The 15,497-nt window shown below is 53.7% G+C and carries 13 protein-coding genes; 9 read left to right on the forward strand and 4 right to left on the reverse strand.

Annotation, left to right across the window (positions count from 1 at the left end; translation table 11 throughout):
* Positions 1-22: 22 nt before the first annotated feature.
* Complete coding sequence (locus FHI25_RS10745) at positions 23-886, reverse strand: ATP-binding protein (protein WP_210517694.1); 864 nt, start codon at positions 884-886, stop codon at positions 23-25.
* Positions 887-1,121: 235 nt separating this feature from the next.
* Here FHI25_RS10745 and yajC point away from each other — a divergent pair, with 235 nt between their 5' ends.
* The 5 genes from yajC to FHI25_RS10770 all read left to right on the forward strand — a co-directional run bounded on the left by yajC (position 1,122) and on the right by FHI25_RS10770 (position 5,654).
* The gene (gene yajC / locus FHI25_RS10750; protein WP_008890996.1) at positions 1,122-1,499 is read left to right on the forward strand and encodes a preprotein translocase subunit YajC; all 378 of its coding nucleotides are present in this window, start codon (positions 1,122-1,124) and stop codon (positions 1,497-1,499) included.
* Between the two features lie 142 nt (positions 1,500-1,641).
* The gene (secD, locus tag FHI25_RS10755; RefSeq protein ID WP_210517697.1) at positions 1,642-3,207 is read left to right on the forward strand and encodes a protein translocase subunit SecD; all 1,566 of its coding nucleotides are present in this window, start codon (positions 1,642-1,644) and stop codon (positions 3,205-3,207) included.
* A 19-nt stretch (positions 3,208-3,226) separates the two neighbouring features.
* Entirely contained in the window at positions 3,227-4,156 is a 930-nt protein-coding gene (secF, locus tag FHI25_RS10760; RefSeq protein WP_210517700.1) for a protein translocase subunit SecF, read from the forward strand.
* A 152-nt stretch (positions 4,157-4,308) separates the two neighbouring features.
* A complete protein-coding gene (locus tag FHI25_RS10765) occupies positions 4,309-5,220 on the forward strand; it encodes a DMT family transporter (protein WP_210517703.1) in 912 nt (303 codons plus the stop codon).
* Positions 5,221-5,273: 53 nt separating this feature from the next.
* A complete protein-coding gene (locus FHI25_RS10770; protein ID WP_210517707.1) occupies positions 5,274-5,654 on the forward strand; it encodes an Mth938-like domain-containing protein in 381 nt (126 codons plus the stop codon).
* Between the two features lie 11 nt (positions 5,655-5,665).
* Here FHI25_RS10770 and FHI25_RS10775 read toward each other — a convergent pair whose 3' ends face one another.
* Complete coding sequence (locus FHI25_RS10775) at positions 5,666-7,015, reverse strand: NAD(P)-binding protein (protein WP_210517710.1); 1,350 nt, start codon at positions 7,013-7,015, stop codon at positions 5,666-5,668.
* A gap of 108 nt (positions 7,016-7,123) precedes the next feature.
* Here FHI25_RS10775 and FHI25_RS10780 point away from each other — a divergent pair, with 108 nt between their 5' ends.
* The 3 genes from FHI25_RS10780 (at position 7,124) to FHI25_RS10790 (ending at position 9,875) form a co-directional block, all read left to right on the forward strand.
* A complete protein-coding gene (locus tag FHI25_RS10780) occupies positions 7,124-8,296 on the forward strand; it encodes a mechanosensitive ion channel family protein (RefSeq protein WP_210517713.1) in 1,173 nt (390 codons plus the stop codon).
* Positions 8,297-8,301: 5 nt separating this feature from the next.
* The gene (locus FHI25_RS10785; RefSeq protein WP_210517716.1) at positions 8,302-9,147 is read left to right on the forward strand and encodes a phytoene/squalene synthase family protein; all 846 of its coding nucleotides are present in this window, start codon (positions 8,302-8,304) and stop codon (positions 9,145-9,147) included.
* 146 nt (positions 9,148-9,293) lie between these two features.
* Positions 9,294-9,875: a hypothetical protein gene (locus FHI25_RS10790; protein ID WP_246879038.1), complete on the forward strand. Its 582-nt coding sequence runs from the start codon at positions 9,294-9,296 to the stop codon at positions 9,873-9,875.
* Between the two features lie 60 nt (positions 9,876-9,935).
* On the opposite strand, the gene trmFO is transcribed toward FHI25_RS10790, so the two are convergent.
* Positions 9,936-11,282 (reverse strand): methylenetetrahydrofolate--tRNA-(uracil(54)-C(5))-methyltransferase (FADH(2)-oxidizing) TrmFO, encoded by a 1,347-nt coding sequence (gene trmFO / locus FHI25_RS10795; protein ID WP_210517721.1) that lies wholly within the window; start codon positions 11,280-11,282, stop codon positions 9,936-9,938.
* Positions 11,283-11,485: 203 nt separating this feature from the next.
* Between trmFO and FHI25_RS10800 the strand changes: the two genes are divergently transcribed.
* The gene (locus FHI25_RS10800; RefSeq protein ID WP_210517723.1) at positions 11,486-12,466 is read left to right on the forward strand and encodes a hypothetical protein; all 981 of its coding nucleotides are present in this window, start codon (positions 11,486-11,488) and stop codon (positions 12,464-12,466) included.
* Between the two features lie 39 nt (positions 12,467-12,505).
* On the opposite strand, the gene uvrA is transcribed toward FHI25_RS10800, so the two are convergent.
* The gene (gene uvrA, locus FHI25_RS10805; RefSeq protein WP_210517725.1) at positions 12,506-15,334 is read right to left on the reverse strand and encodes an excinuclease ABC subunit UvrA; all 2,829 of its coding nucleotides are present in this window, start codon (positions 15,332-15,334) and stop codon (positions 12,506-12,508) included.
* Positions 15,335-15,497: the final 163 nt, after the last annotated feature.

Consider the following 15,497-nt stretch of genomic DNA (forward strand, 5'->3'; position numbering starts at 1 on the left):
TTTTCCGCTATTTCCGCCTTGGCTAATCGATCGATTTGCCAAGTTCGCCGGCGACTTCCTGAATAAACTGCCAGGCAACACGGCCCGAACGGCTGCCGCGTGTAACGGTCCATTCCTTGGCACGGGCATGCAACTCTTCAGTTGGGATATCGATCCCGAATTCCTTGGCATAACCTTCGATGATCTCGAAATAGACGTCTTGCGAGATATTGTGGAAGCCAAGCCAAAGACCGAACCTGTCCGATAGGGATACTTTTTCCTCAACCGCTTCGGACGGGTTGATCGCCGTGGAGCGTTCATTTTCAATCATGTCACGCGCCATCAGGTGGCGGCGGTTTGACGTTGCATAGAAGATCACATTTTTCGGGCGGCCTTCAATGCCGCCATCAAGAACCGCCTTCAGCGACTTGTAGCTTTCGTCATGCATGTCAAAAGACAAGTCATCGCAGAACAAAATAGTGCGGCGACCACCTTCTTGCAGGATGTGCAAAAGGTCGGGCAGGGTCGGAATATCTTCACGATGAATTTCGACCAATGCCAGCGATGCCGGGCTTTCAGCATTGATCTTGGCATGCATCGCCTTGACGATGGAGCTTTTACCGGTTCCACGCGCACCCCAAAGCAATGCGTTGTTGGCCGGCAGGCCATCGGCAAAGCGCTTGGTGTTGTTATAAAGGATTTCCTTTTGCTGTCCGATACCCTGAAGAAGCCCGATATCGACGCGGTTCACGTTCCGAACCGGTTGCAAGTAGCTTGTTCGTGCCTGCCAGACAAAGGCATCGGCGGCGGTCAGATCATTTTTGGCGCGCGCGGGCGGTGCCATGCGTTCAAGCGCTGTGGCAATTCGTTCGAGTGTGGGCAAAAGTTTATCGAAATCGCTACTCATCGGGGCCTCTTGGGTGTTTCTTTTTTCCGGTGACGTTTTTTGTTGGCCGGAAAGCTAGCACATTAGGATGCCAATGGAAGTGTTTGTTCTAAGGGCCTTCGTGCAACACAAGGTGAACAAAAGCACACAAGTGCCGATTTTACCGCTTTGAAACCGGTTCTCCCTTGCTTTGGCGTAACACCCCGTTATATTCCGGCAGTTGATATTTTTTGTTCTGAGGAATTAGGAGTTCCTAATGTTTATTTCGACGGCTTACGCTCAGGCCGCTGGTGGTGCAGACGGTGCTGGTGCACTGATGCAGTTTGCGCCGCTGATCCTGATTTTTGTTGTTTTCTATTTCCTGCTTATTCGTCCTCAGCAGAAAAAGCAGAAAGAACATAAGGCAATGCTTGAGGCGATCCGTCGTGGCGACAAGATCGTCACCGCTGGTGGCCTGATTGGTACCGTTGCCAAGGTTGTTGGCGACGATGAACTGTCGGTCGAGATCGCCGAAGGTGTGAAAGTCAAAGTCGCACGTGGCATGGTTTCAACGGTTCTTTCAAAAACCGAACCGGCCAAAGGCGATGCCAAAGACGAAAAAGAAGAAAAAGCAGAAGAGACCAAGAAAGACTAATCTCTTCGTATCAAGTGAGGCGGGGCAGTTGGCTCCGCCTTCTTGCATTTTGCCGGTGGCCTGAAGCGGTACCAAATACCCGTTGTTCCAAGAACCTTGGAACCAGACCAAGGTTGACCCTGACAGATCCGGTCACAAACACATGCTTTATTTTACCAAATGGAAAGCAGCACTGGTCCTTCTGGTGTGTGCTTTGGGCGTAATCTACGCTGCGCCAAACTTCCTGCCGTCGGGCACTCTGGCGACTGAGTCCAGTTACCTGCCGGGCAAACAGATCAATCTCGGCCTCGATCTTCGTGGCGGCTCGCACATGCTGCTTGAAGTCGACACCGACAGTGTCCTGCGCGAACGTTATGACGCGCTTGCCGATGCGATCCGCACTGAACTGCGTCAGGAACAAATCCGTAACCGTCCGCGTGAAGCCACGGCCAACGGTGCCGAGATTACCATTCTGCGGGCCGATGACGTTGAAAAGGCGCGTGAAATCGCGCGCACCGCGGAACCGAATACCGAACTGAGCGGCGAGGGGAACAACATCGTTGTGACCTATAACGAAGTCGCTTATCGCGAACTGATTGACCGTGCGATTGCACAGTCGCTGGAAGTTGTCCGTCGTCGTGTTGACGAACTGGGCACCACTGAACCATCCATCCAGCGCCAGGGCGAAAACCGCATCGTTGTTCAGGTTCCGGGTCTTGATGATCCGTCGCGCCTGCGTGACATCCTGGGCCGTACGGCAAAGATGAACTTCCATCTTGTGAATAACGAAAAAACGGCCGCCGATGCACGTGCAACCGGCCTTCCGCCGGGAACCATGATTCTGCCGTCGGCGGATGAAGGCGACGGCATCCGCGAATATCTGGTTGATCGTCGTATCGTTGTCTCAGGTGACAACCTTGTCGACTCTCAGCCAACCTTCAGTGACGGTCGTCCGGTTGTTTCCTTCCGCTTTGATGCGGCAGGTGGAGCACGATTTGGCGATATCACCAGCAAAAATGCCGGTCGTGGTCTTGCCATCGTTCTTGATGGTGAAGTGATTTCCGCACCACGCATCAACGAACCGATCCTTGGCGGTAATGGTATCATTACCGGCCAATTCAGCGTTCAGGAAGCCAACGATCTTTCGCTGCTTCTGCGTGCGGGTGCATTGCCCGCACCGATGCAGATCCTTGAAGAACGCTCGGTTGGTCCGGGCCTTGGTCAGGATTCAGTCGAGGCCGGCGAATTTGCTGCCGTTCTTGGTCTGGTGTTTGTGATTGCCTTCATGGTGATCAGCTATGGCCGGTTTGGCGTCTATGCCGACATTGCGCTTATGATGAACCTGATCCTTGTTCTGGCGGTGATGTCTGTTCTTCAGGCGACCCTGACCTTGCCGGGAATTGCGGGTATCGTTCTGACCGTCGGTATGGCGGTTGATGCCAACGTGCTGATCTTTGAACGCATCCGCGAGGAACGCCGCAACGGCCGTACAATCATCAATGCGATTGATGCCGGTTATCGCAGCGCCATGTCGACCATTCTTGACGCCAATATCACGACCCTGATTGCAGCCCTTGTGCTGTTTAGCTTCGGGTCTGGTCCGATCAAGGGCTTTGCCGTGACACTGGCCATCGGCATTATCACCTCAATGTTCTCGGCGATCTGGCTGACCCGGCTGCTCATTGCAGCATGGGTAAAACGCAGCCGTCCGACCGAGTTGGTCATTTAAGGAAGGGAACAGGGAAGATATGAAACCTTTACATCTTATCCCGGATGACGTGAATATCCCGTTCCTTAAATTCCGGAAGATATTCTATATCGCGTCTTTGCTGATGGTGCTGGCGTCGGTCGGTTTGTTCTTCACCAAAGGTCTTAACTTCGGGATCGATTTCCGGGGCGGCATTCTGGTTGAAATCAAGACCAACGGTCCGGCCGATATCAATGCGCTGCGTGACAATCTTGGCAGCCTCGGCCTTGGCGATGTTTCCATTCAGGAATTCGGCGAGCCCGATGATGTCCTGATCCAGTTGCAGCGTCAGGATGGGGATGAAGAAGCCCAGATGGCGGCCCTTGCGGCTGTCACCGACGCACTTGGTGATGACGTCACCATTCGCCGTAGTGAACTTGTGGGTCCGAAAGTCGGGGGCGAGCTCAAGGAAGCCGGATTCTATTCGGTCGTGATCTCGTTGTTCCTGATCATGGTCTATATCTGGGTTCGGTTCGAATGGCAGTTCGCTGTCGCGTCGGTTGCAGCCTTGCTGCATGACGTCTTGATCACCATCGGTTTCTTTGTAATCACCGGTGTTCAGTTCGATCTGGCGACCTTGGCAGCGGTTCTGACGGTTGCGGGTTATTCGATCAACGATACGGTTGTTGTGTTTGACCGTATCCGTGAATATCTGCGCAAGTTCCGCAAGATGGAAATCCCGGATTTGCTGGACCTGTCGATCAACTCGACGCTTTCACGCACGACCATGACGTCGTTTACGACGTTGCTGGCACTCATTGCCTTGTTCGTGTTCGGCGGCGAAGCAATCCGTGGTTTCACCATGGCGTTGATCTTTGGCATCGTGATCGGGACCTATTCCTCGATCTGTGTCGCGTCACCGCTACTGATTGTCCTTCGCCTCAAACGTAAAATTCCCGAGGCAGAGGAAGGCCAGGAAGCTGGCGCCTGATCCACCGGGTTGGATTTATAGACATTTACACTATGGCCGGGTTTGTGAGAAAACAGACCCGGCCATTTCTTTGCGGGATTTGATCGTTTGCGGTCTTTGGTTTCCGTGCCTAGAGAGCCGATAAAAAGTCCATTAAAAACTGGCTGCAACCGATGAAATCCCATATCGCATCGAATCCCGAACATCGCGCAAATCTGATCGGCAGCATCTGGATGATGGCTGCGATGATCGCGTTTTCTTTCGAGGATGCGTTTGTTAAGGCTGTCTCAGAAACCCATGCCGTCGGTCAGGTCCTGGTTGTGTTTGGGGTCGGTGGGGCTCTCCTGTTTGCAGGTGTCGCGCGGATCAACAAACAGCGCTTGCTTAATCCTGATGTGCTGTCGCGTGCGATGGGCATACGGATCATTTTTGAAGTTATTGGCCGGTTGTTTTATGTCCTCGCATTGGCACTGACGCCGCTTTCATCGACGACCGCCATTCTTCAGGCAACGCCGATTATTGTCGTTCTTGGAGCCGCCGTCCTGTTTGGCGAAAAGGTAGGCTGGAGAAGATGGACGGCAATCATCGTCGGATTGTTTGGCGTTTTGATTATTTTGCGTCCGACCGCTGACAGCTTTTCTGCGTTATCCCTGCTTGCCGTCATCGGTACGATTGGCTTTGCCGGGCGTGATCTTGCCAGCCGTGCCGCGCCGGTATCACTAAGTACGTCTATCCTCGGTTTTTACGGCTTTGTGGCCATTATTTTGGCGGGTATCGTGTTTTCATTGTGGGATGGAAAAGCGTTCACGTGGATGAATACGCAAAGCTTTTCGTATTTCGTTGGCGCAATCCTGATGGGGGCGTTTGCCTACGCCGCCTTAATGAAAGCGATGCGCAGTGGCGATGTTTCCGCAGTTACACCATTCAGGTACACCCGCTTGTTGTTTGGTATTGCATTGGGCATGATCCTGTTTGGCGAGGAGCCCGACATGTTGATGATGGTCGGTTGCGGTGTCGTCGTTTTATCCGGGCTGTTCATTCTTTGGCGCAGAAAAATTACCGAAGAGCACCTCGACACTCCGTGAATTCCAGACTAAGTCCAATTCAGATTAATCGAACAACCGCAAATGGGGCCAGCATGTCTCTTGAAGTAAGTACCTTGGTCGCCGAAGGCAGTAAAATGGTCACCAGCTATGGCGACGGCATTTTTCGATTTGGCGAAGAAACGGTTACGGGATCGATCCTGCTGTTTCCTGAAGCCGTCTATTCATGGAACGTTGCGACAAAAGACGACATCACGCCGGACTCTTTTTCACGGGTGATCGAAAAGGCCGACGAAATCGAGATCCTGTTGCTTGGAATGGGGACACGTCTAACACCTGTCCCGCTTGAGTGGCGCCAGGCGCTCAAGCCACACGGTATTGTCATCGAGCCAATGGATACCGGTGCTGCTTGCCGGACCTACAATGTGCTGGTGTCCGAGGCGCGTCGCGTCGCCGCGGCGATGATTGCTGTCTAAACGATAAAACACTAGGCAAAGAACTTCTGCAGTTCATGGCGGATATCAAGCACGCTTGAAAAAAGTGCCGCCGGTCCCGGGGCCTGATCGATCGGGAAGACATCCCCACACAGAAATACGTTTCTCCATGGTGCCCGCAGTTGCTGTCGGCTGGCGGCCATTCCCGGCGTCATTTCAGGAAACGGAGCTTCGGCGTTGATGAACAAGTGGTTGGGATGCAGTGCATTTTCCGCATTGTCCGATCGCGTTTGCAAATCAAGATTAAGGTACTGGTCACAGAGCCAGACACAACGTTGCCAGACAAGCTGCGCAAATTGATCGGCGTTCTGGGTATCTTGCAATTGCAAGCTGCTGTTCAGGCTTACCTGAAGATGACGACGATTACAGTAGATCGCACGCACGATATCATCACCGACCAGCAGGGCTTGTGGTTCCGCAAATGGTTTGCGCATTTCAAACGTCATGCAGCGCCGATGTGCAGGTGCGGGTGAAATCCCGATATCGGGTACCGCATCGCATAATGGTTTGGGGTGCAGGGCCAGAACAACGGCATCATCAGGGTTCAGAACAATCTGACTGTCATCTTCGAACAGCAAATCGGTCGCGTAGTCCGAAGTGCTGTCGATATCGCCGAGTTTTGTTCGACTTTTGATAGTCCCGCCCGCAGCAACGAACCGTTCACGCAGAGCAGGCAGGGCGATATCGTTGAGGATAATCGGATCAACCGCCGCAAACACCGGTTCATGATGGCGCGCCAGCATCCCGCGTAATTTTGGGACCAGGACCCGCGCCAACAGGGACTTGGAACATCGATGGGCAGGCATGGAAAACAGAACTTCAGCCAGAACAGTAAGCGCATCACGATGATAGGTGCCGGGCTGATGGGCTTTGTCGTCAGAGTCAAATGCACCCGATGAGAACGTGCTGTCGAGCCGGTTTTCTTCACTGGCTGATCTTTGTTGCCAAAGTGTCAGTGCGGTATAGGCACGCGCCGCAATGCTTATCCGCCGGGAAATCAGTGCCCGCGATATACCCTGATCAAGCGATACAATGGCGGGTTTGCGACGCCCCCGTTTCAATCCCATCACACAATGGGCCGGTCTGATCAGTTTTGTTGGGATTTCCGGGTAGCCGGCAAAGAAATCGGCAACCAGTCCCGACGGATCATAAAATATCTCTGGCTCTGCTGTTTTGTGGCTTTCGGGTGCTGTATGCATGCCGCGCGTCCAGCGGCTTTCAAATGGCTCGGCCTCGTCATATAGCGTCACGTCAAAGCCGTCCTCGGCCATGCAGGTGGCAAGTGCCGAACCGGCCAGACCGCCGCCAATAATGTGTAAGCTTCCGGACGCAAATGATGCCATATGCCTGAGCCAATTTAGTTGTTATACAGAGGCCAGAGAACGATGTGCTACATAGTCGTACCAAGTCAGAAGTCGTAATAACCTTAACATCAGAACAGCTTACAAGCCATGGATGAAATCACGACCGAACTGGACAACCTGAACGAAGAGGTGATCGGCCACATGAATTCGTGGGTCGATATGCTTGGCGGCGGGGAGATCGGAAGGCTTGTTGGTGCTGCCTTGGTGCTGCTTGTTTTCTTTATCTTCAAGCGGGTTCTGGTGCGTGGTGCGCTTGCTATCTTGCGTCGGATTGCACAGCAGCGTTCAGAAAGCATGATGGGCAATGTGCTTGATGCCTTTGCCTTGCCGTTGCAGGCTTTGTTCATGCTGCTTGGCGTTTATTTCGCAACCGAGGTGCTGACACTCCCCGAAGAAATTGATGCCTTTGCTGTTGAGGCTATTTCAGTCGCCGCCGGTTTCTGTGTCTTTTGGGCGCTGTTTCGCGCTGTGGAGCCGTTGGGCGTATCGTTAAATCGGCTGGTCGGCCGGTTTGGTGCCGGGCTTGGCGATGATCTGCGCCAATTCTTCATTCGTGGGGTAAAGACCCTGATCGTCGTAATTGGCGGCGTTATCATTTTGGAAAACTGGGGCATTGATGTTTCAGCGTTCCTTGGTGGTCTTGGCCTTGCCGGGATGGCGGTTGCGTTGGCGGCAAAGGATTCTGTTGCCAATATCTTTGGCGGCCTGACGATTTTCGCCGACAACCTGTATAAGCGCGGCGACTGGATAGAAACACCGCACTTCGAAGGAACGGTTGAGGTCGTGGGCCTGCGGGCGACCAAGGTACGTACCTTTGCCAAGGCGCTGGTTACGATGCCGAACGCCCAGATCGTTGATTCGCCCGTGATCAACTGGTCGCGCATGACACATCGTCGGATCAAGATGGTGATTGGTCTGGAATATCGAACGACTGCTAAACAAATGGAAGCGATCGTCGACAAGTTGCGCGATTTTCTGAAGAATGATGAAGATGTTGCACAGACCGATGTCGCCCAAATGGTGCATTTGTCCGACTTTGGTGCCAGTTCGATCAATATTGATCTTTATTACTTCACCAAAACCACTGACTGGGTGACGTGGCGCGATATTCGCAACCGTCACATCATTGCGTTCAAACGTATTGTCGAGGAAGAGGACGCTGCTTTCGCATTCCCGTCGCAATCGCTATATGTCGAAAGCATGCCGGAAATCATCAACAGCCCAAAAGACGATCAACGTTCAGAACGTAAGATCGGATAGGATAAATGCCCGATACGCCAAAGCTTTCCCACTGTGCCGACTATGTTAGGCGCCATGACCGGGACCGTTTCCTCTGTGCTCTGTTTGCGGCACCGGAAAAACGTGAATCTCTGTTCACCCTGTACGCATTTAATCAGGAAGTTTCCAAAACGCGCGAGATGGTCAGTGAAGTCATGCTGGGCCATATCCGCTTGCAATGGTGGCGTGACACCCTGACCGAACTGGGCGCGGGGCAGGTTCGCAAACACGAAGTTGTCGAGCCACTGGCCTACCTGATCAACGACCGGCAACTTGAGATTGCCGACCTTGAGGCGATTGTTGCCGCGCGTGAGTTTGATCTTGAAGACCGCCAACCTGCCACCCAGCAGGAACTTGATCGCTATATTGATCAAACGTCCGGGCAGATCAGCGTTCTGGCGTCAAGGCTGCTTGGGGCAGGTGGCGACGATGCAGACTATGCGGCACGGCTTGCAGGCAATGCGTATGGCCTGGTCGGCATCATGCGGGCCATCGTGTTCCATGGGCGGTCAAAACGCCTTTATCTGCCAAAAGATCGGATGGAACATCACGAAGTCGCACAAGGCGACGTTTTCGAGTTCCGCAAAAAGCAGGAAATCCGCGAATTCATTCGTGAACTGGCTGAATTGGCGCGTGCCCGCATTGCCGAAGCCCGCAAATATCGCCGCGCGTTGCCAAAACAGGCCCACGCGGCTGCATTGCCGGTTGTTCTCGCCGACGGGTACCTCCGCAAGCTTGCCAAGTCCGGATATGATCCGTTTTCCGCCGAATTCGGTTTGGCGCGACCGGCCAGTCTGCGGTTGACCCTTAACGGCATGCTCAAGAGATATTGATCCGATATCGCTTGTCACATGACCATTGTATAAATATCTCTTAGAGTGACAACAAAGGTCAGGACAGCACTGAACTGTACGTGGTAGCGTTGGTAACCCTTTGATATCTGGCGCAAGATGCGGGCATGCCCGACATGAGGACCAAGATGGCACATTTGATAAAAAAGACCCGGAAACGGTGGTTTAGCGGCCTGATGTTTGTCGGGATGCTGTGCCTGTCTGTCATGACTGTTGCGCAGGCCCGTGCCGCAAGCATCGAGCCGTTCGTGGGTTCCTATCATGGCACGACCATCGAGCATGCCGAAAACGAGCTTCAAGCCCGTGATCTTGATGTGGTCATCAAGGAGACCGAGCGCGGCTTTATCGTCGATTGGTCAACGGTCATCCACAAGCCAGACGGACGTGAAAAAACCGTTTCTCTGGATGTCGAGTTTTACGCAACAGAGCGTGCGGACATCTATGGCAGCGCCATGCGTTCTGGGCTGTTCGGGAAACGTATTCCCAATGACCCGCTCAAAGGCGAACCATTTTTCTGGGCACGGATTGTGGACAAGACCCTGACCATTCACGCGCTTTATATCAATGATGAAGGCGGGTATGAAATGCAGGTCTACAAGCGCACGCTCGACGATGACGGCAATCTTGATCTGATCTTTCGCCGGTTCCGCGACGGGGAACAAATTCGCGATGTTACGGGCAAGCTGACGCGCCAACCTGATCGCTATTGATCGCGCGCCTGTCAGGTCAAAGAAAAAAGCCGCATCACTTTCGATGCGGCTTTTGATTTTTCAGGCTGCGTTCACGGTGCTGAGCCACTCATCAAACAGCGGAATGGCACGATCGCTATAAAGCTTTTTGCGATCACGGCCCTTGACCCGTTTCTTGAGGTCAAGATCCGGGAACAGACCGAAATTCACATTCATCGGCTGGAAGGTACTTTCATCGGCACCGCCGGTGATGTGGTTCAATAGGGCACCCATGGCGGTTGCAAGCGGCGGCGTCGGGATGGTTTTTCCGGCTTTTTCGGCTGCGGTAAACCGTCCAACCATCAGACCGACGGCGGCACTTTCAACATATCCTTCACAGCCTGCAATCTGACCGGCAAAGCGGAGATCAGGACGTGATTTAAGGCGCAGATTCCCATCCAAAAGTCGTGGCGAGTTCAGGAAGGTATTGCGGTGAATGCCGCCAAGACGGGCGAATTCGGCATTTTCGAGCCCCGGAATGGTGCGGAAGACTTCGACCTGCGCGCCGTATTTCAGTTTGGTCTGGAAACCAACCATATTGTAAAGCGTGCCAAGCGCGTTGTCCTGACGCAGCTGAACAATCGCGCGTGGCTTTTCTTTTGGATTATGCGGGTTGGTCAGGCCAACCGGTTTCATCGGACCGTGGCGCAGCGTTTCGCGCCCACGTTCGGCCATGACTTCGATCGGAAGGCATCCGTCGAAATAGGGGGTGTCTTTTTCCCAGTCCTTGAATTCGGTTTTTTCGCCTTCGATCAGGGCGTCGATGAAGCGGTTATACTCATCTTCATACATCGGGCAGTTGATGTAATCCTTGCCGTCGCCCTTGTCGTAACGCGACTGGAACCATGCCTTATCGAAATCAATGCTGTCCTTATAGACAATCGGTGCGATCGCATCGAAGAAGGCAAGGCTTTCCTCGCCAGTTGCCTTGCGAATGGCATCGGCAAGAGCACCGGATGTCAACGGCCCGGTCGCAATGATGGTATGTTCCCATTCTTCTGGCGGCAGTCCATCAATTTCACCGCGCTCCATCGTGATCAAAGGATGGTTTTCAAGCGCGTTTGTGACGGCCTCGGAAAAACCTTCGCGGTCAACGGCCAGCGCGCCCCCGGCAGGTACCTTATGCTGATCAGCGCACCGCATGATGATTGACCCTGCACGGCGCATTTCATCATGGATCAGGCCGACAGCATTGTATTCCTTGTCATCGGACCGAAATGAATTCGAACAGACCAGCTCAGCACATTTGTCGGTATGGTGTGCATCGGTCGGGCGCGTCGGGCGCATTTCATGCAGGATGACGGGCACACCGGCTTCTGCCAATTGCCAGGCGGCTTCGCTGCCCGCCAGACCGGCGCCAATAATATGAACAGGCTTGACCGTATTCACGTGTGCGAACTCCTTGCCAGAGTGGGTTTTGATAACGTGGCACACACATAGCGGTGCATGGGGGCAGATTTCAAGTCAATTGCACCGCTGGCAGAGCAAACCTGTTCACATTGTCTTGCATAACCGAAATTTTCACACCACCACATCCCAACCGTCTTACAGGACAGAGCCGTTCTGTCCCGATAAAGTGAAGATGGCATTCCATGAGCTACCCGCATCATCCCTATGGCTACGAACCCACCCATTGTCCGGTGATCGGCCTTGTGCCGCGTCGACGGCACGTCATGGATGCAGAGTTTGTCGAGGGCACAAAAGAGCCCGAGAGCAGCGATGGTGACGCACAAAGCGACCACACGGAAAGACGTCTTGGATTTCCATTCGGCGGCGCGGGCGAGGGCGCATTTGGTCCCGCCGACATCGAAGGCATGATCGAATATGTGGTTGCCACCCGTCAGGGATGGCGATCCTCGATGGTGATCCGGTCTTTCCTGCGTTGGTGGCGCGAAGATGATGATGCCGATACCAAGGCCGCTCAGGACCGAAAGCAATCAGATGCCATCATCATGCTTCTGGCATTGAACCAGGGCCGAGATGGTTTTGTGCAGGGATATCTAAACGATCTCAAAAACGAACAGCTTGATCGGCCCAGGTTGGTGCCACCGGCAAATCCGGTTGAGGTGGCCTTTAACAAAAGTCTGCGTATCGCCGCCCTTGCCTTGGCACTTTCGCCGATTGTCCTTGTCTTCGCGGTCCTGTTTTTTGTGCAGGTCGACAACCTTATCAGCACCGGTAATGGCAAAGTGTTTGGTTTCAGCTACGACCTGTTGTTCGTGGTCGGCAGTTTTGGTGCCATCGGCGCCCTGACCAGCATGATGATGCGACTTGGCAAGGATGTGCCGTGGGGGGAGATGGAACCGGCCTCCGTATTCTTTAATTTCTTGTTCCGGCCGTGCATGGGGTTCTGCTTTGCGATCATCGTCCTATTGGCTCTCAGGGCCGGGATGTTGCCAATCCCCCTTGATGAGCTGCACAAGATCGATGACCTCGACCAAATCAGCCAATCAGCCGCCGCAGGTCAGCAGATCTCCATTGTGCTTGTCTTCGCATTCCTGTCCGGATTTAGCGAACGGCTAAGTACCGCGCTGGTCAAGCGGGTTGAAGACAGGGTCACGAATTCGGGCTAAACCAAAACAAAAAGGGCAGCTCCATGCTGCCCTTATGTCTTATTCCAGTCCAAGATGGCGTTTCAGATAGCGCCCTGTGTAACTGCATTCATTGCCCATGATGTCCTCCGGTGTGCCGGCACCGACCAGTTGGCCGCCGCCATCACCGCCCTCGGGGCCGATATCAATAATCCAGTCTGCCGTTTTGATAACATCAAGGTTATGTTCGATCACGACAACCGTATTGCCCTGATCGACAAGCGTATGCAGCACTTCCAGAAGTTTGCGGATATCGTGGAAATGAAGCCCTGTTGTCGGCTCATCAAGGATATAGATCGTCCGGCCAGTCGCGCGTTTGGACAGTTCCTTGGCAAGCTTCACACGTTGGGCTTCACCACCCGACAGGGTGGTAGCCTGCTGCCCCAGATGGATGTAGGAAAGCCCGACCTGTTTAAGGGTTTCCATCTTGTCGCGGATGGACGGAACAGCCTTGAAGAAATCGGCACCTTCTTCGACTGTCATATCAAGGACGTCGGATATCGATTTGCCTTTAAACGATATTTCCAGTGTCTCACGATTATAGCGATGGCCTTTGCACTGGTCACATTCGACATAAACGTCGGGCAGGAAGTGCATTTCAATTTTGATGACGCCATCGCCCTGGCATGCTTCGCAGCGTCCACCCTTGACGTTGAAGGAAAAACGACCGGGCTTGTAGCCGCGTGTTTTTGCCTCTGGCAATTGGGCGAACCATTCACGGATGGGCGTAAAGGCGCCGGTATAGGTGACCGGGTTGGAGCGCGGGGTTCGGCCAATCGGGCTTTGGTCGATATCAATGATCTTGTCGATCAGCTCGACACCCGTGATCTCGTCATGTGCGCCGGGGTGATGGCGGGCATTGTGCATCCGCTTGGCCAGCGCCTTATATAGCGTCTCAATCACAAGACTTGATTTGCCGCCGCCCGAGACCCCGGTCACACAGATGAACTTGCCCAGTGGAAAATCGACATCAATGCCTTGCAGGTTGTTGGCAGTTGCCCCTTTGATGGTAATCGCCTTGCCATTGCCCTTGCGGCGTTCCTTTGGAACTGCAATCTGTTCAACCCCGACAAGGTATTTACCCGTCAGGCTGTTTGGGTTTTGCTGGATCTGTTCAGGGGTACCTTCGGCAACGATGCGGCCGCCATGAATACCCGCACCCGGGCCCATATCCACAACATAGTCGGCCGCGCGAATGGCATCCTCGTCATGTTCAACGACAAGGACCGTGTTGCCAAGGTCACGCAAGCGTTTTAGCGTTTCAAGCAGGCGGTCGTTGTCGCGCTGATGCAGACCGATTGAGGGCTCATCAAGCACATACAAAACACCTGTCAGGCCCGAACCGATCTGGGACGCCAGCCGGATACGCTGGCTTTCGCCGCCGGAAAGGGTGCCGGATGTGCGCGACATCGATAAGTAATCCAGGCCGACATCGCGCAGGAATCGCAGACGATCATTGATTTCGCGAAGGATACGACGCGCAATCTCGGTTTCTTTTGCGTTCAGCTTATCTTCCAGTGCCAGGAACCAGTCGGCGGCCTTGGCAATCGAAAGATCCGTGACCTGGGAAATGTCGCAGCCGTCAACCTTTACTGCCAGTGCTTCGGGTTTCAGGCGTTTGCCCGCACAGGTCGGGCAGTGCGATACCATCTGGTATTTGGACAGTTCATCACGGGCCCACTGACTGTCGGTTTCACGCCAGCGGCGCGCCATGTTGGGAATGACACCTTCAAACGGACGCGAAACCTTATAGCTGCGTGATCCGTCATCATAGGTCACCGTGACTTCTTCGTCGCTAGATCCATGCAGGATGATGTCCTGCGCTTTCTTGGGCAGTTTTTCCCACGGGACATTGGTTTTGAAGTCAAAGTGCTTGGCGACCGATTTCAGGGTCTGGAGATAGTATTTCGATGTTGTGCTAGCCCAGGGCGCGACGGCACCGCCTTCAAGTGTTTTGCTTTCATCCGGGACGACCAGCATCGGGTCGAATTCCATTTGGGTTCCGAGACCATCACAGGCCGGGCAGGCGCCAAACGGGTTGTTGAATGAAAACAGGCGCGGTTCGATTTCCTCGATGGTGAAGCCGGAAACCGGGCAGGCGAACTTTGCCGAAAACACAGTGGTTTCGCTGGTTTTGGCATCTTCGGTCAAAACGATGCCGTCGGTAAGTTCAAGCGCGGTTTCAAAACTGTCCGCCAGACGGGTTGAAATGCCATCCTTGACGATCAGGCGATCAACCACGACTGAAATATCGTGTTTGAGCTTCTTGTTCAGTTCAGGTGCTTCGTCGATGTCATACATTTCGCCATCGATCTTGACACGCTGGAAGCCGCGCGCGCGAAGTTCACGCAGTTCTTTTTTGTATTCACCTTTACGGCCACGCACGATCGGTGCCAGAAGGTAAAGACGCGTACCTTCTTCCATCTCCATCACGCGGTCGACCATTTGCGAAACGGTCTGACTTACAATCGGAAGTCCAGTGGCAGGCGAATAGGGGATGCCAACACGCGCCCACAACAGACGCATATAGTCATAAATTTCGGTGACGGTGCCAACGGTCGAACGCGGGTTCTTCGAGGTCGTCTTTTGTTCGATGGAAATGGCTGGTGACAGCCCGTCGATATATTCGACATCGGGCTTTTGCATCAGTTCCAGGAACTGGCGGGCATAGGCCGACAGGCTTTCTACATAGCGGCGCTGACCTTCGGCATAGATGGTATCAAACGCCAGAGAACTTTTGCCTGATCCCGACAGACCGGTAATCACCACAAGGGAATCGCGCGGCAGTTCAACATCAATGTTCTGAAGGTTGTGTTCTTTCGCACCGCGAACCGAGATTTTCGTCAGCATGTCGGGCCTTTTGTTCCTGAATTGTTCGGAAAGTGTATAGAGGAGCCGTAAGCTATACGCAAGCGCACCCCTGACAGTTCCTGTCGGTATTTGTCAGGAGATCCGCAATTAACAACCCGACGCATGACAGAGCCACGAAAAAGCCCGCCGAACAAGACCGGCG

The sequence above is a fragment of the Thalassospira sp. ER-Se-21-Dark genome (assembly GCF_017922435.1).
Lineage (GTDB): Bacteria > Pseudomonadota > Alphaproteobacteria > Rhodospirillales > Thalassospiraceae > Thalassospira.

Excerpts from the sequence above, each read along its gene's own strand:
- secD (WP_210517697.1), top strand. The coding sequence starts at position 1,642 with ATGCTTTATTTTACCAAATGGAAAGCAGCACTGGTCCTTCTGGTGTGT.
- FHI25_RS10745 (WP_210517694.1), bottom strand. The coding sequence starts at position 886 with ATGAGTAGCGATTTCGATAAACTTTTGCCCACACTCGAACGAATTGCC.
- FHI25_RS10780 (WP_210517713.1), top strand. The coding sequence starts at position 7,124 with ATGGATGAAATCACGACCGAACTGGACAACCTGAACGAAGAGGTGATC.
- FHI25_RS10790 (WP_246879038.1), top strand. The coding sequence starts at position 9,294 with ATGGCACATTTGATAAAAAAGACCCGGAAACGGTGGTTTAGCGGCCTG.
- FHI25_RS10800 (WP_210517723.1), top strand. The coding sequence starts at position 11,486 with ATGAGCTACCCGCATCATCCCTATGGCTACGAACCCACCCATTGTCCG.
- secF (WP_210517700.1), top strand. The coding sequence starts at position 3,227 with ATGAAACCTTTACATCTTATCCCGGATGACGTGAATATCCCGTTCCTT.
- FHI25_RS10785 (WP_210517716.1), top strand. The coding sequence starts at position 8,302 with ATGCCCGATACGCCAAAGCTTTCCCACTGTGCCGACTATGTTAGGCGC.
- uvrA (WP_210517725.1), bottom strand. The coding sequence starts at position 15,334 with ATGCTGACGAAAATCTCGGTTCGCGGTGCGAAAGAACACAACCTTCAG.
- yajC (WP_008890996.1), top strand. The coding sequence starts at position 1,122 with ATGTTTATTTCGACGGCTTACGCTCAGGCCGCTGGTGGTGCAGACGGT.
- FHI25_RS10765 (WP_210517703.1), top strand. The coding sequence starts at position 4,309 with ATGAAATCCCATATCGCATCGAATCCCGAACATCGCGCAAATCTGATC.
- FHI25_RS10770 (WP_210517707.1), top strand. The coding sequence starts at position 5,274 with ATGTCTCTTGAAGTAAGTACCTTGGTCGCCGAAGGCAGTAAAATGGTC.
- FHI25_RS10775 (WP_210517710.1), bottom strand. The coding sequence starts at position 7,015 with ATGGCATCATTTGCGTCCGGAAGCTTACACATTATTGGCGGCGGTCTG.